The sequence below is a fragment of the Pseudomonas trivialis genome, assembly GCF_001439805.1.
In the GTDB taxonomy this organism is placed as follows: domain Bacteria; phylum Pseudomonadota; class Gammaproteobacteria; order Pseudomonadales; family Pseudomonadaceae; genus Aquipseudomonas; species Aquipseudomonas trivialis.
The window spans coordinates 87899-106530 of sequence record NZ_JYLK01000006.1; the positions used below are offsets into that span (position 1 = coordinate 87899).

An 18632-nucleotide genomic window follows, 5' to 3' on the forward strand; every position below is an offset into this window, starting at 1 on the left:
GAAAGTCCCGGATGGTAACAAAAGCTTTTCCGGGCGTCAGCCGCCAAGTTCGCTGAAACCTGTGAGGAAGTGTGGCCCGAGGAAACGCTCCGGCAGCTCGAACTCGTCGCGGTACTCCACGCCCACCAGATACAGGCCGAAGGGATGAGCCGTCACACCCCCCGTGCGGCGAACCCGGCTTTCCAGCACCTCCCTGGCCCACTCCACCGGACGCTCGCCGGTGCCAATGGTCATCAGAACGCCCGCAATGTTGCGCACCATATGGTGCAGGAACGCCCCGGCGCGAATGTCCAGCACGATCATCTTGCCGTGCCGGGTGACGCGCAGGTGGTGGACTTCCTTGATCGGTGACTTGGCCTGGCACTGGCCGGCGCGGAATGCGCTGAAATCATGCACGCCCACCAGGTGCTGCGCGGCTTCGGCCATGCGCTCGGCATCCAGAGGACGATGGTTCCAGGTGATTTCCTGATTGAAGTGCGCCGGGCGGATCTGGTCGTTATAGATCACATAGCGGTAACGCCGGGCGATGGCCTTGAAACGCGCATGAAAATGCGCCGGCATGACCTTGGCCCAGGTCACACTGACGTCGTGGGGCAGATTGATATTGGCGCCCATCACCCAAGCCTTCAGGGTGCGCTCGGCCTGGGTATCGAAGTGCACCACCTGACCACAGGCGTGCACACCGGCGTCGGTACGCCCGGCGCACATCAGCGACACCGGCGAGTCGGCGACCTTGGACAGCGCATTTTCCAGGGTTTCCTGCACTGTCAGCACACCCGACGCCTGGCGCTGCCAGCCGCGGTAGCGCGAGCCCTTGTATTCGACGCCCAGAGCGATGCGGTAAAAGCCTGCGGCCGCCATTTCGGCGGCCGCGTTATCTATGTTTGCCAAGAACTGAGAGCCCGATGAGTTGCGCAAAGGCGCGCATTATAAAGGCGACGGACGAAGCAGGGGCGCTTTTGTTCGCAATGGACGCTGATACAAATGTGGGACGGGGCAAGCCCCCCCCTCCCACACTTCCCCTGCATCGAGCTTCAGATTCTACCGAGCATTTCCTTGGCCTCGCTGCGCTGCTCTTCGCTGCCTTCGGTCAGCACTTCGGACAGGATGTCACGTGCGCCATCGGCATCGCCCATGTCGATGTAGGCCTGGGCTAGGTCCAACTTGGTGGAGACTTCATCAGTGCCCGAGAGGAAGTCGAACTCCGGCTCGTCATCGCCCAGCGCCGCGTCTTCAGCAGTGAAGGTGGGCTCGATCGGCGGATGCTCCAGGCTCTGGGACAGGCGATCAAGCTCAGCGTTGACATCGTCCAGCTCCGAGGCAAATGCATCAGGCTTGGCCGCCGTTGGCGCTTCAGGCTCATCGGCCAGGGACAGATCGAAGTCTTCCGGCAGCTCAAAGTCATCCACGGCAGTGGGTTTGAGGGCCGGCGGCTCAACGTTCATCTGGTCTTCAAGGCCAGAAAGAAAGTCGTCATCGGCCTGCGAGGACGGCGGATCCAGTTGCAGATCGAAGTCCGAGGCTTCATTCGACGCGGCCTGGTCGTTGGTCTGTTGCTTCAACAGCGATTCGAACGTCGGCTGATCGGCGGCAACTACCGCCGGTGAAGCGGCTTCCAGCTCATCCAGGCTAAGGTCGAAATCGTCGGCCAACGCCTCGGGCGCGGGCGCGGGCTTTTCTTCGAGCAGGTCCTTGACGTATTGGGCATCGAGCGCCGCAGCCGCCACCGCGGCACTGACGCCCGCCGCCAGAACGGCCATGGCCGGGAAGCGCAATTTGAGCTGCTCGACCTGGGCGTGGTTTTCACCCGTGGCCACCAGTTGACGTTCCTGCGTCACGAACCCGTCCTTGTCGTTCTGCAGGCCGTAGACTTCCATCAGTTTCAGGCGCAGGTCGCTGCGCTTGGGATCGCGTTTGATCGCCTGCTCCAGCACATCGGCCGCCTGGTTCAAGTGACCACGATCGACGTGGGATTGCGCTTGCGCCAACGCACCACTGGCGTTGGTCGGATTGACGGCGGCGGCCAACGGCGAAAGCACCGAAGCCACCGTTGGCACGGCTACCGGTTCGACAACGGGTGCAGGCGCGGGGGCCAGCTTGACGCTCGGCGGTGCGACTTCCAGGCCTTCGAAACTGTCCGAGGGCAGGTCACGGTCGATGCTCGACGTGAACTCCGCCTCCTCGGCCAGGGCGCGGGCCATGCGCAGGTGCTTTTCTTCTTCAAGCCGGGCATTGCGATGGCGCGCCCACAGCAGCAGTAACAACAGCACCAGCAAGCCGGCCGCACCGCCAATAACGCCGAGTACGATGGGATTGGTGAGCAGGTCGTTGAACTTGCCTTCGGTGCTGGCAGGTGTCGCATCCGGCGTGATCACTTCCGGCGCAGGTGTTGCAGCCGCGGGTGCCGCTGGCGTCGCAGTGGACTCGGGCGCAGCCGCTTCAGCCGATTCGGCCGCTGGATCCACAGCCGCCGGGTCGGGAGCAGCAGGATCAGCCGCCAACTGGGCCGGCATCGCGGCCGTCGCCGTGGCCGGCTGGCCTTTTTCAGCCTGCAGCCTGGCCAGTTGATCATTCTTCAGTTGAATCAGTTTTTGCAGCTTGTCGAGCTGGCTTTGCAGGTCGGCCGCACGGCTCTTGAGTTCTTCGTTGTCGCGACGGGTAGTGTCCAGCTGTTCCTGGGTCACGGCCAGTTTTTCGCCCAGGGCCTGGCTGTCGCCGGCGTTGCCCTTGGCGCCCTTGCGCGCGGCTTCGGCGGAGACCAGGCTCAAGGTGTCCTTGGCGTCGGTGGTCGCGGCGGCAGTGCCTGCCTGGGTGCGGCGGGTGGCGTCCAGTTGCTGCCGGCCGGCGGGCTGATTGGTCGCACTGCGGCGGCCCTGGCGCCAGGCTTCGTTCTGCGCGCGCACCTCGGCAATCGCCTTGGGTTGCGGCAGCGCGGTACTTTGGGTGGCATCGGGCAGGCGCAGGACCTGGCCGGTCTTCAGGCGGTTGATGTTGCCATCGATGAACGCGTCAGGATTCAACGCCTGAATGGCCAGCATGGTCTGCTGCACCGAGCCGCCGTTGCGGTTCTTCTGCGCGATTTCCCACAGGGTGTCGCGGGATGTGGTGGTGTGCTGGGCCGACGCGCGCGCGGCAGCCGGAGCGCTGCCGGCGGGCGCCGACAGACGCGGTGCGGGCGCAGCGCCCGGCGTTGCCTGATCGAACTTGGCCGGGTCGAGCAATACGCTGTAGTCACGCATCAAGCGGCCATTGGGCCACTGCACCTGCAACAGGAAACGTACGTAGGAATCGGGCAACGGCTTGCTGGAGGTGACCCGCACTACGCTGCGACCATTGGGGTTGATCACCGGGGTGAACGTCAGGTCATCGAGAAACGCCTGCCGATCCACGCCCGCATCGACGAAGGCCTGGGAGGACGCCAGGCTTGGCGTGATCTCGGAAGCGGTGAGGCCACCGACATCAAGCAATTCGATGTCCACCGACAGCGGCTGGTTCAGCTTGGACTTGAGGGTCATCTCCCCCAGCTGCAGCGCTTGCGCCATACCGGAAGACAGCGCCGAGGCGGCCGCTATTGCTAACACCAGTTTGCGAACTTGAACCATAGCCTCATCCTTTGTCTGAACACTCCCCGGCTTGCGAGAAGGTTGGTAACCGCTGCCATTAGGCATGGCGAGCCGATAGGTTACCGACGCGCTTCTGTGCCGCTTCCGACCAAGCATAGCGCCTGGTTAGAATCAATCTACAAATTGCCGCCAAGTATCTTTTACACAAGGCGTTTTATCAACAACTGCGCCAACTGCACCGCATTCAGGGCTGCGCCCTTGCGTACGTTATCTGACGTCAGCCACATATTTAGTTCCGCAGGGTCGTCCACGCCTGCGCGAATGCGCCCTGCATAGACCACGTCCTGCCCCACCGCATCGCCCACAGCGGTGGGGTAATCCCCCTCCTCCACAAGCTCGATACCCGGCGCGGCTTCGAGGGCACGGTTGACGGCGGCGAGGTCCACCGGCGCCGCCAGTTGCAACGAGACCGTGAGGCTGTCGCCAAAGAACACCGGAGCTTGAACGCAGGTGGCGGAAACTTTCAGCGCCGGAGTGTCCAGTACTGCGCGCAGTTCATGTATCAGACGTTTCTCAAGGTCTGTATGACCTTTCGCATCTGGCTTACCGACTTGTGCCAGCAGGTTAAAGGCCATTTGCCGGTCAAAGAAAGCCGGCTCCAGTGGACGCACATTCAACAATTCGGCGGTTTGCCGGGCGAGTTCGCTGACGGCTTCACGGCCCAGGGCAGACACCGCCAGGTTGGCAGTGACGCTGACGCGCTGGATATCCACCAGACCACGCAACGGCGCCAGCACCACGGCGAGGTTAGTCGCGGATGGGCTGGGACTGCTGACCTGAAAGGGCTTCTGCAAGCCTTCCAGCACGTGGGCATTGGCTTCCGGCACCACGGGCGGTGCCTGTTCGGCCGGCAACGCGCCGGACAAATCGATCACCGCACACCCGGCTGCGGTGGCGCGTGGGGCGAAACCCAGGGTTACCGCCGGACCGGCGGCGAAGAACGCCAGCTGCGCCTTGCTGAAATCGAACTCATCGACTTCCCGCACGCGCACGTTCTTGCCACGAAACGGTACCGACGCACCGGCAGAGTTGCTGCCCGCCAGCAGATACAAGGTGCCGACCGGGAATGCCAGCTCTTCGAGAATCTGCACCAGGGTCTCGCCAACGGTGCCGGTGGCGCCGATCACGGCGATTTCAAAGGTCTGGGTCATGGAAGCTGCCTCGGGCATTGCGGGGGGAGCGGCACTTTACCGGGTGGCTGGGGGTGAGGCAATTGGGCTGGGTCCTGTGGTGAAGCTGATGGCCCTATCGGGAGCAATCTCCCTCCCACATGTCGATGTGTGAACACTGTTAAATGTGGAAGGGGGCTTGCTCCCGATGAGGCCCGCAAAGCCAATAAAAAACCCCGCGCCTGTCACCAGGGCACGGGGTTTTCAACATCCGACAGCAATCAACGCTCCAGCAGAATCCGCAACATCCGACGCAGCGGCTCTGCCGCGCCCCACAGCAACTGGTCGCCCACGGTGAACGCGCCAAGGAACTGGCTGCCCATGTTCAGCTTGCGCAGACGGCCCACTGGTACATTCAGGGTGCCGGTGACCTTGGTCGGACTCAGCTCCTGCATGCTGATATCGCGGTTGTTCGGCACCAGCTTGACCCACGGGTTGTGCTGGCTGATCAGCCCTTCGATATCGGCAATCGGCACGTCCTTGTTCAGCTTGATGGTCAGCGCCTGGCTGTGGCAGCGCATGGCGCCGATCCGCACGCAGATGCCATCCACCGGGATCGGGCTTTTGAAGCGACCGAGGATCTTGTTGGTCTCGGCCTGGGCCTTCCACTCTTCGCGGCTCTGGCCGTTCGGCAGTTCCTTGTCGATCCACGGGATCAGGCTGCCGGCCAATGGCACACCGAAGTTCTCGGTCGGGTAAGCCTCGCTGCGCATGGCGTCGGCCACACGGCGGTCGATATCGAGGATCGCGCTGGCCGGGTCAGCCAGTTGATCGGCGACAGCAGCGTGGGTCGCGCCCATCTGCTTGATCAGCTCACGCATGTTCTGCGCGCCGGCGCCGGACGCCGCCTGATAGGTCATGGCACTCATCCACTCGACCAGACCGGCTTCGAACAGGCCACCCAGGCCCATCAGCATCAGGCTGACGGTGCAGTTGCCACCGACGTAGTTCTTGGTGCCGGCGTCCAGTTGCTGGTCGATGACCTTGCGGTTGACCGGGTCGAGGATGATCACGGCGTCGTCCTGCATGCGCAGGCTCGATGCCGCGTCGATCCAGTAGCCCTGCCAGCCTGCTTCACGCAGCTTGGGGAAGACTTCGCTGGTGTAGTCGCCGCCCTGACAGGTCAGAATCACGTCGAGGGTTTTCAGCTCTTCAATGCTGTAGGCGTCCTTGAGCGGGGCAATATCCTTGCCCACGGACGGGCCTTGGCCACCCACATTCGAAGTGGTGAAAAACACCGGCTCAATAAGATCGAAATCCTGCTCTTCCAGCATCCGCTGCATGAGCACGGAACCGACCATACCGCGCCAACCGATCAGACCTACACGTTTCATCGCAACTACACCTTGTTAAAAAGTGGGCCGCCTGGCAGCAACAACTGCAAGCGGGCCCGAGAGATTACAGATTCCGCAGCGCGGCGACTACTGCGTCGCCCATTTCTTGCGTCCCGACCCGGGTGCAACCCTGGGACCAGATGTCACCGGTGCGCAACCCCTGGTCCAGCACCAGGCTGACGGCTTTCTCGATAGCGTCCGCCGCGTCACTCAGGTTGAAGCTGTAACGCAACATCATCGACACCGACAGAATGGTCGCCAGCGGGTTGGCAATGCCCTGCCCCGCAATGTCCGGCGCCGAACCGTGGCACGGCTCGTACATGCCTTTGTTATCAGTGTCCAGGGACGCTGACGGCAGCATGCCGATGGAACCGGTGAGCATCGACGCCTGGTCGGACAGGATGTCGCCGAACAGATTGTCGGTGACAATCACGTCAAACTGCTTGGGCGCGCGTACCAGCTGCATGGCCGCGTTATCGACGTACATGTGGCTCAGTTCGACGTCCGGGTAATCCTTGGCCACTTCTTCGACGATTTCACGCCACAGCTGGCTGGAAGCCAGCACGTTGGCCTTGTCCACCGAGCAGACCTTCTTGCCACGCACGCGGGCCATGTCGAAACCGACACGGGCGATACGACGGATTTCGCTCTCGCTGTAAGGCAGCGTGTCGTAGGCCTGGCGCTCTCCGTTCTCCAACTCACGCACGCCCCGTGGCGAGCCAAAGTAAATACCGCCGGTCAACTCACGCACGATAAGGATGTCCAGACCCGCCACCACTTCCGGCTTGAGACTGGAAGCGTCGGCCAGTTGCGGGTAAAGAATCGCTGGGCGCAGGTTGCCGAACAGGCCCAGTTGCGCGCGGATCTTCAGCAGGCCGCGCTCGGGGCGGATGTCGCGCTCGATCTTGTCCCACTTGGGCCCACCCACGGCGCCGAGCAGCACGGCGTCGGCCGCGCGGGCGCGGTCCAGGGTTTCGTCGGCCAGGGGCACACCGTGCTTGTCGATGGCCGCGCCGCCGATCACGTCGTGGCTCAGTTCGAAGCCCAGGCTGTACTTGCTGTTGGCCAACTCCAGCACCTTGACCGCTTCGGCCATGATTTCCGGACCAATACCGTCGCCAGGGAGAATCAGAATCTGCTTGCTCATGGGTTCCTCGTTTCATCATGCGACCCGCCCGCAGGCAAGCCGGGAAAATGGATCAGCGTTCGGCCCACACCACCAGCACATCGGTGCTGAAGGTGCCGTCGGCTTGAATCTCGTAGTAATCGCGCACTTCCTGGCCCATCGCCTGTTGCAGCTCAAGGATGGCCGCACGCAAGGCCGGCGGCGTGCGCATGCGCTCAACCCACGAGGTGTATTCCAGACGCAGGCGCTGACGGCTGCTGCTGCGCACGTGCAAACCGGCTTCGCTGAGCTGGCGCATCCACTCGGCGGCCGAGTAATCCCGCACGTGGCTGGTGTCGCGCAGCACTTCGACGGTTTGCAGGTAAGTGTCCAGCAATGGGCTGCCCGGCGACAACACATCGACGAACGCCGCCACCCCGCCCGGCTTGAGGACGCGACGCACCTCGCGCAGGGCCAGGCCAAGGTCGCTCCAGTGGTGCGCCGAATAGCGGCTGAACACGAAGTCGAACTCGCCATCGGCGAACGGCAGGCGTTCGGCGGCGCCGTGGACGGTGCTGATATTGGTAAAACCACGATCCTTTGCGGCGCCAGCCACCACATCAAGCATCTGCTGGGACAGGTCGTAAGCCACTACGTCTTTAACCAGCGGCGCGACATGAAAGCTGACATGACCGGCGCCGCAGCCCAGGTCCAGCAGGCGTGCATGGCCCTGCCCGGCCAGCTCGGCCTGCAGCAGCGCGAATTCGGTGCCTTGGGCGTGCACGGCACTGCTCAGGTAGGCCGAGGCTTGCTCGCCGAATTGTTTTTGCACGACTTGGGTGTGGGCGGTCTGGGTCATGGGAACTGTCCTTGGGTGTTGTGGTATTACACTGGCCCTGCCTACATCAATTCACGCATCACGAAACAGCCACGGCTGGCTCGCCCGGTGCTTGCTCTCGAACGCGGCAATCGCATCGCCGTCCTGCAACGTCAGGCCGATATCGTCCAGGCCATTGATCAGGCAATGCTTGCGGAACGCGTCCACCTCAAAGTGATACACCTTGCCATCCGGACGAGTCACCGTCTGTGCCGCCAGGTCGACGGTCAACTGATAACCCACCTCGGCCTCCACCTGCTTGAACAGCTCGTCCACTTCGGCATCGGTGAGGATGATCGGCAGCAGCCCGTTCTTGAAGCTGTTGTTGAAGAAGATGTCGGCGTAGCTCGGCGCGATGATGCTGCGAAAGCCATATTCTTCCAGGGCCCACGGCGCGTGTTCACGGCTGGAGCCGCAACCGAAGTTTTCCCGCGCCAGCAATACGCTGGCGCCCTGATAACGCTCGGCGTTGAGCACGAAATCCTTGTTCAACGGGCGCTTGGAGTTGTCCTGGTAGGCGTAGCCCACATCCAGGTAGCGCCACTCGTCGAACAGGTTGGGGCCGAACCCCGTGCGCTTGATCGACTTCAGAAACTGCTTGGGAATGATCTGGTCGGTGTCCACGTTGGCACGGTCCAACGGCGCGACCAGACCTGTGTGTTGGGTAAAAGCTCTCATCAGGAATTCCTCAGATCAATTCGCGAACATCGATGAAACGACCGTTGACGGCGGCCGCAGCGGCCATGGCCGGACTGACCAGGTGGGTGCGCCCACCGGCGCCCTGACGGCCTTCGAAGTTACGGTTGGAGGTGGACGCGCAGTGCTCGCCCGACTCCAGGCGGTCCGGGTTCATCGCCAGGCACATCGAGCAGCCCGGCTCACGCCATTCAAAACCGGCTTCGAGGAAAATCTTGTCCAGACCTTCGGCTTCGGCTTGCGCCTTGACCAGGCCCGAGCCCGGCACCACGATCGCCTGCTTGATGGTCGAAGCCACCTTGCGGCCCTTGGCGATCACCGCCGCCGCGCGCAGGTCTTCGATGCGCGAGTTGGTGCAGGAGCCGATGAACACGCGATCCAACTGAATGTCGGTAATCGCCTGGTTGGCCTTCAAACCCATGTACTTCAAGGCGCGCTCGATGGAACCGCGCTTGACCAGGTCGGCTTCCTGCGCCGGGTCCGGCACGTTCTGGTCGACGGCCAGGACCATTTCCGGCGAAGTGCCCCAGCTCACTTGCGGCTTGATCTGCGTGGCGTCCAGCTCGACCACGGTGTCGAACACCGCGTCGGCGTCGGAGACCAGGTCTTTCCAGGCTTCCACGGCGGCATCCCAATCGGCGCCGGCAGGCGCGAACGGACGCCCCTTGACGTACTCGACGGTTTTCTCATCCGCCGCCACCATGCCCACCCGGGCACCGGCTTCGATGGACATGTTGCAGATGGTCATGCGGCCTTCGATGGACAGGTCGCGAATCGCGCTGCCGGCGAACTCGATGGCATGGCCGTTACCGCCGGCGGTGCCGATCTTGCCGATCACGGCAAGCACGATGTCCTTGGCCGTCACGCCGAACGGCAATGTGCCTTCGACGCGCACCAGCATGTTCTTCATTTTTTTGGCGACCAGGCACTGAGTGGCGAACACGTGCTCCACCTCGGACGTGCCGATGCCATGGGCCAGGGCGCCGAACGCGCCGTGGGTGGACGTGTGGGAGTCACCGCAGACCACGGTCATGCCCGGCAAGGTCGCGCCCTGCTCCGGGCCGATCACGTGGACGATGCCCTGGCGCACGTCATTCATCTTGAATTCGGTGATGCCGTATTCGTCGCAATAGTCGTCGAGGGTCTGCACCTGCAGACGCGACACAGTGTCGGCAATTGCGTCGATGCCGCCCTTGCGTTCCGGGGTGGTCGGCACGTTGTGATCGGGGGTGGCGATGATCGAGTCGACGCGCCAGGGCTTGCGCCCGGCCAGCCGCAGGCCTTCGAACGCTTGGGGCGAGGTCACTTCATGGATGATGTGACGGTCGATGTAGATCAGCGACGATCCATCATCGCGACGTTTCACTTCATGGGAATCCCAAAGCTTGTCGTACAGCGTTTTGCCGGCCATCAGTCGGTCCTCATCAGCGGTGCTTCTCTATGCCAGGCTTTTTCAATAACCCTTTGGCTTGTGAGGCTGATGGTATGGCGCTACATTAAATAACTCAAATTCATAATTTTTATGCTTTAGATTACCAACTGGAATACCACCATGGACTTGGCCAACCTCAATGCCTTTATCGCCATCGCCGAGAGCGGCAGCTTTTCCGGTGCCGGTGAACGCCTGCACCTGACCCAGCCGGCCATCAGCAAACGCATCGCCGGCCTGGAACAACAATTGAACGTACGACTGTTCGACCGCCTGGGCCGTGAAGTGGGCCTCACCGAGGCGGGCCGGGCCTTGCTGCCGCGCGCCTATCAGATCCTCAATGTGCTGGACGACACCCGCCGCGCCCTCACCAATCTTACCGGCGAAGTCAGCGGGCGCCTCACCCTTGCCACCAGTCACCACATCGGCCTGCATCGCCTGCCGCCGATCCTGCGCGCCTTTACCCGTGAATACCCCCACGTTGCGCTGGATATCCAGTTCCTCGATTCGGAAGTGGCTTACGAGGAAATCCTCCACGGCCGCGCCGAAGTGGCCGTGATCACCCTGGCGCCCGCGCCTCATCATCTGGTACGCGCCACGCCGGTGTGGGATGACCCGCTGGACTTTGTGGTGGCACCGGAACACAGCCTCACCGGCAACACCAGTGTGAGCCTGGCCGATATCGCACGGCACCCGGCGGTTTTCCCCGGCGGCAACACCTTTACCCATCATATTGTCAGCAAGTTGTTCGGCGCCCAGGGCCTCACGCCCAACATCGCGATGAGCACCAACTACCTGGAAACCATCAAGATGATGGTCTCCATCGGCCTGGCCTGGAGCGTGCTGCCGCGCACCATGCTCGATGATCAGGTGACGAGCATCGCTTTGCCGGGCATACAGCTCAGTCGCCAGCTAGGCTACATCGTGCACACCGAAAGGACGCTGTCGAACGCTGCACGAGCCTTCATGAGCCTGCTGGATGCACAGGTCGATCTGCCAGGGATACCGGCATGACACCGTGCGGCCTTGGGTCTTGAAAAAAACCGCGCTGTCTGCCCATCGAGCCAAGGCCCTTTGATAATGCATAACCCTGTCGACCCGGAGCACAACACTGCCGAGCAGGCGCTCAAGGACAGCCAGGAGCGTCTCGACCTGGCGCTGGAGTCGGCGCAACTGGGCACCTGGGACTGGCACATTCCCACCGGCATGCTCTATGGCTCGGCCCGCGCCGCTCAACTGCATGGCTTGCCGCCCGAACCGTTCCACGAGCCCTTCGAGGCATTTTTCGAGGGCATGCCCGATTCCGATCGCGACAACATGCGCAGCGCTTACCGAACTCTGCGCAAGGGCCCGGCCGGCAACTACCAACTGATCTACCGCGTCCCCCTCGAAGACGGCAGCGCGCGCTACCTGGAAAGCCGTGCCCGGCTGTATCGCGACGAACACGGCGCGCCGTTGCGCATGGCCGGCACCTTGCTGGACATCACCGACCAGGTCGAACGCGAACAACGGCTCATTGCCTCCGAAGAAAAATTCGCTAGCGTATTCCATGCCAGCCCCAACGCAATCTCCATCACCGAACGCGACACCGGCCGGTATGTCGAGGTCAATGACGGCTTTTGCCGCCTGACCGGTTACCGCGCCGAGGAGGCCATCGGCCTCACGCTGTACCAAATCGGCATCTGGGCCGATGAAAACCAGCGCTCGGCGTTATTGGCGGAGCTCGCGATCAAGGGCCGCATTCATCATCTGGAAATGCTCTGGCACAACCGGCGCGGCGACGTGCTGTCGGTGGAAGTCTCGGTGGAGCCGATCACCCTCAATGAAACGCCCTGCCTGCTGCTGACCGCGCGGGATGTGAGCCTGCTGAAGAACGCCCAGGCGCAGATTCGCCACCTGGCCTACCACGACCCCCTCACCAACCTGCCCAACCGCGCGCTGCTGATGGACCGTCTGAGCCAGCAGATTGCCTTGCTCAAGCGCCACGACCTGCGCGGCGCTCTGCTGTTTCTCGACCTCGACCATTTCAAGCATATCAACGACTCCCTCGGACACCCGGTGGGCGACACCGTGCTGAAAATGATCACCGCACGCCTGGAAGCCAGCGTGCGCATGGAGGACACCGTCGCGCGCCTGGGTGGCGACGAATTCGTGGTGCTGCTCAGTGGCCTTGAAGGTTCGCGCACGCAGGTCAGCCGGCAGGTACAGGATCTCGCCGAGACATTGCGCCGTTTGCTCTCGGAGCCGATGTTCCTCGACGGCCACCGCCTGCAGGTCACACCGAGCATTGGTGTGGCGTTGATTCCCGACCATGGCTCGACCCCGGCCGACCTGCTCAAGCGCGCCGACATTGCGCTTTACCGCGCCAAGGACTCGGGGCGCAACATTACGCAGATGTTTCACACCAGCATGCAAAAAGCCGCCAGCGAACGCCTGCGCATGGAAACCGACCTGCGCCTGGCGCTCGCGCGCGGCGAGTTCAGCGTGCATTACCAGCCCCAGGTGGATGCGCGCGGCAGCCGCATCGTCGGGGCCGAAGCCCTGGTGCGCTGGCAGCATCCGCAACTGGGCGCGCAGTCGCCGGCCGAATTTATCAAGGTACTGGAAGACAGCGGCCTGATCCTCGAGGTGGGCACCTGGATTCTCGATGAGGCCTGCGCAGATTTTGCGCAATTGATCGCTGACGGCCTGGTGGACCCGCTGAGTTTCAGCCTGTGCGTGAATATCAGCCCACGGCAGTTTCGCCAGAACGACTTTGTGGAACGGGTGGAGCACAGCCTCAAGCAGCATGAATTGCCGTTCAGCCTGCTGAAACTGGAAATCACCGAAGGCATCGTGATCCAGAACCTGGATGAAACGGTGCTGAAAATGCGCCGCCTGAAAAAGCTCGGCGTGAGCTTTGCCATGGATGACTTCGGCACCGGTTACTCATCCCTGACCTACCTCAAGCGCCTGCCGGTGGACGCACTGAAAATCGACCAATCATTCGTGCGCGATGCAACCCACGACCCCAACGACGCTGAAATCATCCGCGCGATTGTGGCGATGGCGCGCAGCCTGAACCTGGAGGTGATCGCCGAGGGCGTGGAAACCCTGGAACAATTGGCGTTCCTGCAAGGGCTGGGCTGCCACCTGTATCAGGGTTACCTGCACAGCCGACCGTTGCCGATCGAGCGGTTCAGGACGCTGTTGATGTAGCGCACGCCTCTCACACCAGTGCGACCGCTTCGCCAGTCCTTGGCCAGCCCCCCCTGCGGCCCCACAGTTCTTCATGTCCGCCAATCACCGCAACCGAATGGGTGCGGGTGTTGATCATGCCTAACTGGCCGGCGGCCAAGGCCTCGACTGAGGTTTTTCTCACATAGCGGCTCAAACCCAGGCGCTTGAGCGCTTCGCCGGTTTCCAGCTCGTCCTCACCCTCGTTGAGGCTGTTGATGGCCGCGCTGAAGCTGGCGCCCGCCGTGCCGTCGTTGTTTTGCTGCTGCGCGCGCTTGGCGCTGACGGCAAACAGAAAGTTGGCATCCTTGAGCATTCCGGCATCCACGCCTTTGAAGCGGGATTCGCGGGCGGCTTGTGACAACTCCCGATTGGACACACTGAGCGTATAGCCGTCCCGCAGCGTCACGTCATAGCCGCGCGCCGTTCTCTGAACCCTTTCGAAAATACTTCTGGGGCTCTGGCCGAACCGAACCATGGCCACCTTGATTGCTGCCACCGTGACGCAGTTGCCCTGATTGCCCTGGCGAAAACCGCGCCAGATATCATCGGGCTGTTCGCCAACGGCTTTTGTGGACAAGTGCGGGGACAGTTCCACGCTTGCGCTGACACCCAGCCATTGGTTCACCACCGTCCCGAAGAAGCTCCCCAGGTGCAAGCCGTTCCCGGCAAGCCGGCAACACTCGCGGCTGCGCTGTACGAATAGCCACGAAGGCCCAGGATAAACGTAACGCTGATAAACGTGCTCAGGCGCGTGGCGGACAACGCTGCACACGTCCGGAACCGCACGGTAATACTCATCGCTGAAGCCTGCTGCGCGCGTATTGAAGATTGAATACATGGACCCTGCCTTGAACGCGTCTCCCCAACTGCATGGGCAGTCGGGGAGTCTTGGTCAGCCATTAGCTAGTAAAGACATCTATGAGGCTGTATCGACATAGCGTGCCGAGGGTCTCAGCCAAAACGTCCAAAGATCGGACGTCCAGCGGCTGGAGCAGGCGACGTGATACCTGGACGAGCCTTGATCTCGCTGTCAGCCTTTGCGGTGGTCTCAAGTTCAACATCCTTGTGCGCAGCCGTTGCGTGCTCATGCTCATGCTCATGCTCATGCTTTGCCTCTGTTGCGGTCGTCGTTTGCGCCCCCGCGTCCAGCACGGTATCGACCTTCCCTTCTGCGTCCGCCTTCATCTCCGCCTCTGTTTTGAACGCACTCGGCGTCGCTGCAAGGGTTTTCGCCTCGGCGCGCAACTGGCTCGCGGTCCTGGTTTCAGTGATCAAGGCTGCGCCACTGGGCTCATCGACCTTTGCCTCGTCGATAATCAATCGTGGCTTGATCGACGAGGCTGTAGTCGACCCATCATGGGAAGTCACCTTGACCTGAACGCCGGCAGCCAGGCTGATTCTGTACTGTTTGCCGCTCTCGGGCGTCAAGTTCACCTGGGTGCTGCCATCCGGCATGACCATCACCTGCGCATCGCCATCGGCGGAAGCGTTCAGCAGCGCGTCTTTTTCAGTGCCTTGTGCTGCGAGTACCGAGCTGTCAGTGGAGGGCGGTATCTGCATCCCAAGCTTGCCTTTTGCAACCGGTTCATCATTCGCAGGCGGCGTTTGGCTGTCAGCGTCTTTAACGTCCACCAGCACACGACCTTCAGCGCCAGCTCTCATCTGGACATCCGGTTTCACCGACGTTACCGGTGGACTCTTCACATCAACCGGCAACTTTGAACTGCCGCCCCAGCCGGACAGGAAGTTGCGCATTGCTTTCAGAACCAGCTCGAACATTTCCAGCATTTTGTCCAAGGCATCGGCACTAACGGTAACTTGCCTGTCGCCGCTCTCGGCATTATCGAAACTCTGCGAGGTGTTGCTTTTTGGAACAAACCCGAGGTTATTGACCGGCTTTTCCAACTCTTTCGGACTCTGCGCTGCCGCCTCGTTGTTCGCATTAAGATCCGACTTGAAACCCGCAACATTATTCATGGATATAGTGGACATCTGATTCATCTCATTCCTGGGGGTTGCGCCGCCGGCTCAATAACCATTTAAACCGGCAACGATAGACTGGGACTGGAAGTGACCATCATCACTTCGCAGTCCCTACTTTCGTGGAGCGCAGCGGCATTGGGTTCCAGAAATCCGCGATCACATAAGGAAATCAAGATCAACAATCAGACTTTGCCGCGTCCTGCTCCCAGCAAAATCAAAGCGTTTGCGCCTGCAAACAGCCCTGGCGCAGATATATAAAGTAATAAGCAGGTCACACTTTAAACTCATGTAATCATTAAGCCCTGCCACCGAACGTCGCGCATGTTAGTGCGCGCGCGAACCCAGCCGCCGAACCCACGGCAAACAACTGCAGGAGCCTAGTTATAGACGCTCAAAAAAAAGGAGCGCCAATAGCGCCCCTGATTTAGTGTTTTAAAACGTTATCAATATGAACTTAATCTTTCAGTGCAGGCTGTACACCGATCAACTCCGCCACCTTGTCCAATGCGGTCTCGCGGCGCAGGGCGTGGAACAACTCAACCGCCTGCGGATAGTTGCGCGTCAGCATCGCCAACCACTGCTTCAAGCGACCGGGCGCCTGCTTTTCCGTCAACTGCGCCACCGACTGGCGCCAGAAGTCATGGAGCATCGGCTGCATCTGCGTCCAGGACATCTCCACCACGTCCTCACCGGCACGCGCGGCGGCAATCTGCCGCGCCAGGTCCGGGCGCGCGACCAGGCCACGACCCAGCATGATGTGTTCGGCGCCACTGATTTCGCGGCAACGCTTCCAGTCTTCGACGCTCCAGATATCGCCATTGGCAAACACCGGCACGCTGACCACGTCCTGCACCCGCGGGATCCATTCCCAATGAGCCGGCGGCTTGTAGCCATCGGTCTTGGTGCGCGCATGCACCACGATATGCGCCGCGCCGCCCTCGGCCAGCGCGGTGGCACACACCAGCGCGCCATCCGGGCTGTCGAAGCCCAGGCGCATCTTGGCGGTCACCGGGATGTGCGCCGGGACGGCGCGGCGCACGTGCTCGACAATCCGGTTGAGCAGCTCCGGTTCCTTGAGCAGCACCGCACCGCCGCGCGACTTGTTGACCGTCTTGGCCGGGCAGCCGAAGTTCAGGTCGATCACCTGCGAGCCCAGCTCACAGGCCAAAGCAGCGTTTTCCGCCAGGCACACAGGGTCCGAACCGAGCAACTGCACGCGCAGCGGCACGCCTGCAGCCGTTTGGGCACCTTGCAGCAGTTCCGGGGCAAGTTTGTGGAAATAGGCCGGGGTGAGCAGGCGGTCGTTGACGCGAATGAACTCGGTCACGCACCAGTCGATCCCGCCGACACGGGTCAGCACGTCACGCAGGATGTTGTCGACCAACCCCTCCATGGGCGCCAGGGCAATTTGCATGGAAAACACTCAACAAAAATCGTGGCGCAGTTTACTGGGTTTCCTGCAGGAAACGTTAACCCCCGGTCAGCGCGGGGCCGTAACCGTCGAGAAACTCACTGGGCATGCGCTTGGGCTTGCCGCTGGACAGCTCGATACAGACGAAGGTGGTTTGCGCGCGCAACAGCGTCGCACCGTCACGCGGGCGCACCAGTTGGAAGCGGCGGGTCATCTTCAGGCGCTGGTCCCAGTCGACGATCCAGGTGGCCAGTTGCAGTTCATCGCCTTCGTAGCCGGCCGCCAGGTAGTCGATCTCATGACGCACCACGGCCATGGCGCGGTCCAGGCGGCGATACTGGGTGAGGTCCAGCCCCAGGCGCTGGGAGTGACGCCAGGCGCTGCGCTCCAGCCAGGCTACGTACACCGCGTTATTGGCGTGCCCCAGGCCGTCGATGTCCTCGGGACCGACCTGCAGATCGATGATGAACGGCGTTGCCAGATCCCAGCCCATGCCTTGCTCCTGTCGGTTGATGTCGGCGCAGCAGTGTATCAACGCACCGCCGACTTCGCTGCGCGCAACACCCGATCCGACAATTCGCCAGGTCCAAGGGCGCGTGCAAGTGACAGGCCACCGATCATCAAGGCCATGCCCGCCAGGGCCTTGTCGGTGTCTTCGGGGCTGGCGGCCAGTTGAGCGGCCATCAGCTCCGTGTGCTCATTGAGCGCCTGGCGGAATTCATCCGGCAGGCGGCCCATTTCGCCCACGGTGGCCGGCAGCGGGCAGGCTTGCGTGGTGGAGTCGCGATGCTTGCGCGACAGGTAGAACGCCGCCGCCAGGCCGCGACGCTCTTCGCCGCTGAGTTGGCCATCGATATCCTCAATTGCCGCGCGACGCCTGGCCAGCAACGCAGTAAAGGCCTCCAGCATCAACGCGTCCTTGCTTTCAAAGTGCGCGTAGAAACCGCCGACGGTCAGCCCCGCCGCGCCCATGACTTCGCCCACACTCGGCTCGGCCGGGCCGCGCTGGATCAACGCAGCACTGGCGGCTTGCAGAATACGTTCACGGGTTTGCGCTTTTTTATCGCTCATCAAAGGCTCCGTCACTCATGGGCTGGATATTATTACCATAATAATACCTGGCCAGGCGAGAAGCGCGACAACAGGTCAGAGCAGGAAAAGGAATGAACAGCAGATTTGACCAAACGCCAGACAAACAAAAGGGCCATTCAATAATTGAATGACCCTTAAAAATCCCGCAGAGCGGGTAATCGTGGCGTCCCCTAGGGGACTCGAACCCCTGTTACCGCCGTGAAAGGGCGGTGTCCTAGGCCACTAGACGAAGGGGACACAAACCTTCTGTACAACAGACCAGCGCTGAGTGCTGATCGATTCAAGGCCGGTGTGGCCAGACCTTGAACCTGTAGATTGGTGGAGCTAAACGGGATCGAACCGTTGACCTCTTGCATGCCATGCAAGCGCTCTCCCAGCTGAGCTATAGCCCCGATTTTTCGCCTGGCGGCGCAGCAGACCTTGCGAACTGCTTGTTGAAACTGGCGTCCCCTAGGGGACTCGAACCCCTGTTACCGCCGTGAAAGGGCGGTGTCCTAGGCCACTAGACGAAGGGGACAAAACCTTCTGTACAACAGATCAGCGCTGAGTGCTGATCGATTCAAGACCGGTGTGGCCAAGCCTTGAACCTGTAAATTGGTGGAGCTAAACGGGATCGAACCGTTGACCTCTTGCATGCCATGCAAGCGCTCTCCCAGCTGAGCTATAGCCCCTCATCGGTGAGGACGGGGCGAAT

15 protein-coding genes and 4 tRNA genes are annotated in these 18632 nt (G+C 61.8%); 2 read left to right on the forward strand and 17 right to left on the reverse strand.

The window, feature by feature from the left end; translation table 11 throughout:
* Window positions 1-36: 36 nt before the first annotated feature.
* The 8 genes from truA to leuC form a co-directional block, all read right to left on the reverse strand.
* The gene (gene truA, locus TU79_RS11160) at window positions 37-861 is read right to left on the reverse strand and encodes a tRNA pseudouridine(38-40) synthase TruA (RefSeq protein ID WP_057008028.1); all 825 of its coding nucleotides are present in this window, start codon (window positions 859-861) and stop codon (window positions 37-39) included.
* A gap of 173 nt (window positions 862-1034) precedes the next feature.
* Window positions 1035-3602 carry a FimV/HubP family polar landmark protein gene (locus TU79_RS11165; RefSeq protein ID WP_057008029.1) on the reverse strand — a complete coding sequence of 856 codons (2568 nt, stop codon included), beginning with the start codon at window positions 3600-3602 and terminating at the stop codon, window positions 1035-1037.
* A 161-nt stretch (window positions 3603-3763) separates the two neighbouring features.
* Window positions 3764-4774, reverse strand: coding sequence for an aspartate-semialdehyde dehydrogenase (locus TU79_RS11170; RefSeq protein WP_057008030.1), 1011 nt, complete (start codon window positions 4772-4774; stop codon window positions 3764-3766).
* Window positions 4775-5013: 239 nt separating this feature from the next.
* A complete protein-coding gene (gene asd, locus TU79_RS11175; protein WP_003234328.1) occupies window positions 5014-6126 on the reverse strand; it encodes an aspartate-semialdehyde dehydrogenase in 1113 nt (370 codons plus the stop codon).
* A 64-nt stretch (window positions 6127-6190) separates the two neighbouring features.
* Complete coding sequence (leuB, locus tag TU79_RS11180; protein ID WP_057008031.1) at window positions 6191-7273, reverse strand: 3-isopropylmalate dehydrogenase; 1083 nt, start codon at window positions 7271-7273, stop codon at window positions 6191-6193.
* Window positions 7274-7325: 52 nt separating this feature from the next.
* A complete protein-coding gene (locus TU79_RS11185) occupies window positions 7326-8090 on the reverse strand; it encodes a class I SAM-dependent methyltransferase (RefSeq protein ID WP_057008032.1) in 765 nt (254 codons plus the stop codon).
* Window positions 8091-8141: 51 nt separating this feature from the next.
* The gene (leuD, locus tag TU79_RS11190) at window positions 8142-8786 is read right to left on the reverse strand and encodes a 3-isopropylmalate dehydratase small subunit (protein WP_057008033.1); all 645 of its coding nucleotides are present in this window, start codon (window positions 8784-8786) and stop codon (window positions 8142-8144) included.
* A 10-nt stretch (window positions 8787-8796) separates the two neighbouring features.
* Window positions 8797-10215: a 3-isopropylmalate dehydratase large subunit gene (gene leuC / locus TU79_RS11195; protein ID WP_057008034.1), complete on the reverse strand. Its 1419-nt coding sequence runs from the start codon at window positions 10213-10215 to the stop codon at window positions 8797-8799.
* Window positions 10216-10356: 141 nt separating this feature from the next.
* On the opposite strand from leuC, the gene TU79_RS11200 reads away from it, so the two are divergent.
* Together TU79_RS11200 and TU79_RS11205 are read left to right on the forward strand one after the other, a co-directional pair.
* Entirely contained in the window at window positions 10357-11247 is an 891-nt protein-coding gene (locus TU79_RS11200) for a LysR family transcriptional regulator (protein ID WP_057008035.1), read from the forward strand.
* Between the two features lie 66 nt (window positions 11248-11313).
* Entirely contained in the window at window positions 11314-13431 is a 2118-nt protein-coding gene (locus TU79_RS11205) for a putative bifunctional diguanylate cyclase/phosphodiesterase (RefSeq protein ID WP_057008036.1), read from the forward strand.
* Window positions 13432-13441: 10 nt separating this feature from the next.
* On the opposite strand, the gene TU79_RS11210 is transcribed toward TU79_RS11205, so the two are convergent.
* From TU79_RS11210 to TU79_RS11250, 9 genes are all read right to left on the reverse strand, one after another.
* Complete coding sequence (locus tag TU79_RS11210) at window positions 13442-14290, reverse strand: hypothetical protein (RefSeq protein ID WP_231986855.1); 849 nt, start codon at window positions 14288-14290, stop codon at window positions 13442-13444.
* A gap of 113 nt (window positions 14291-14403) precedes the next feature.
* Window positions 14404-15453 carry a hypothetical protein gene (locus TU79_RS11215; RefSeq protein ID WP_169793794.1) on the reverse strand — a complete coding sequence of 350 codons (1050 nt, stop codon included), beginning with the start codon at window positions 15451-15453 and terminating at the stop codon, window positions 14404-14406.
* A 436-nt stretch (window positions 15454-15889) separates the two neighbouring features.
* Window positions 15890-16849: a tRNA dihydrouridine synthase gene (locus TU79_RS11220; protein ID WP_057008037.1), complete on the reverse strand. Its 960-nt coding sequence runs from the start codon at window positions 16847-16849 to the stop codon at window positions 15890-15892.
* A gap of 55 nt (window positions 16850-16904) precedes the next feature.
* Window positions 16905-17339, reverse strand: coding sequence for an acyl-CoA thioesterase (locus tag TU79_RS11225; protein WP_057008038.1), 435 nt, complete (start codon window positions 17337-17339; stop codon window positions 16905-16907).
* Between the two features lie 38 nt (window positions 17340-17377).
* Window positions 17378-17917 carry a TetR/AcrR family transcriptional regulator gene (locus TU79_RS11230; protein ID WP_057008039.1) on the reverse strand — a complete coding sequence of 180 codons (540 nt, stop codon included), beginning with the start codon at window positions 17915-17917 and terminating at the stop codon, window positions 17378-17380.
* 182 nt (window positions 17918-18099) lie between these two features.
* A tRNA-Glu gene (locus TU79_RS11235) sits at window positions 18100-18175 on the reverse strand.
* 79 nt (window positions 18176-18254) lie between these two features.
* Window positions 18255-18330, reverse strand: a tRNA-Ala gene (locus TU79_RS11240).
* A 49-nt stretch (window positions 18331-18379) separates the two neighbouring features.
* Window positions 18380-18455, reverse strand: a tRNA-Glu gene (locus TU79_RS11245).
* Between the two features lie 78 nt (window positions 18456-18533).
* A tRNA-Ala gene (locus TU79_RS11250) sits at window positions 18534-18609 on the reverse strand.
* Between the last annotated feature and the right edge of the window lie 23 nt (window positions 18610-18632).

Bases quoted from the DNA above. Each gene is read 5' to 3' on its own strand.
- truA (WP_057008028.1), bottom strand. From the start codon at position 861: ATGGCGGCCGCAGGCTTTTACCGCATCGCTCTGGGCGTCGAATACAAG.
- TU79_RS11165 (WP_057008029.1), bottom strand. From the start codon at position 3,602: ATGGTTCAAGTTCGCAAACTGGTGTTAGCAATAGCGGCCGCCTCGGCG.
- TU79_RS11170 (WP_057008030.1), bottom strand. From the start codon at position 4,774: ATGACCCAGACCTTTGAAATCGCCGTGATCGGCGCCACCGGCACCGTT.
- asd (WP_003234328.1), bottom strand. From the start codon at position 6,126: ATGAAACGTGTAGGTCTGATCGGTTGGCGCGGTATGGTCGGTTCCGTG.
- leuB (WP_057008031.1), bottom strand. From the start codon at position 7,273: ATGAGCAAGCAGATTCTGATTCTCCCTGGCGACGGTATTGGTCCGGAA.
- TU79_RS11185 (WP_057008032.1), bottom strand. From the start codon at position 8,090: ATGACCCAGACCGCCCACACCCAAGTCGTGCAAAAACAATTCGGCGAG.
- leuD (WP_057008033.1), bottom strand. From the start codon at position 8,786: ATGAGAGCTTTTACCCAACACACAGGTCTGGTCGCGCCGTTGGACCGT.
- leuC (WP_057008034.1), bottom strand. From the start codon at position 10,215: ATGGCCGGCAAAACGCTGTACGACAAGCTTTGGGATTCCCATGAAGTG.
- TU79_RS11200 (WP_057008035.1), top strand. From the start codon at position 10,357: ATGGACTTGGCCAACCTCAATGCCTTTATCGCCATCGCCGAGAGCGGC.
- TU79_RS11205 (WP_057008036.1), top strand. From the start codon at position 11,314: ATGCATAACCCTGTCGACCCGGAGCACAACACTGCCGAGCAGGCGCTC.
- TU79_RS11210 (WP_231986855.1), bottom strand. From the start codon at position 14,290: ATGTATTCAATCTTCAATACGCGCGCAGCAGGCTTCAGCGATGAGTAT.
- TU79_RS11215 (WP_169793794.1), bottom strand. From the start codon at position 15,453: ATGAATCAGATGTCCACTATATCCATGAATAATGTTGCGGGTTTCAAG.
- TU79_RS11220 (WP_057008037.1), bottom strand. From the start codon at position 16,849: ATGCAAATTGCCCTGGCGCCCATGGAGGGGTTGGTCGACAACATCCTG.
- TU79_RS11225 (WP_057008038.1), bottom strand. From the start codon at position 17,339: ATGGGCTGGGATCTGGCAACGCCGTTCATCATCGATCTGCAGGTCGGT.
- TU79_RS11230 (WP_057008039.1), bottom strand. From the start codon at position 17,917: ATGAGCGATAAAAAAGCGCAAACCCGTGAACGTATTCTGCAAGCCGCC.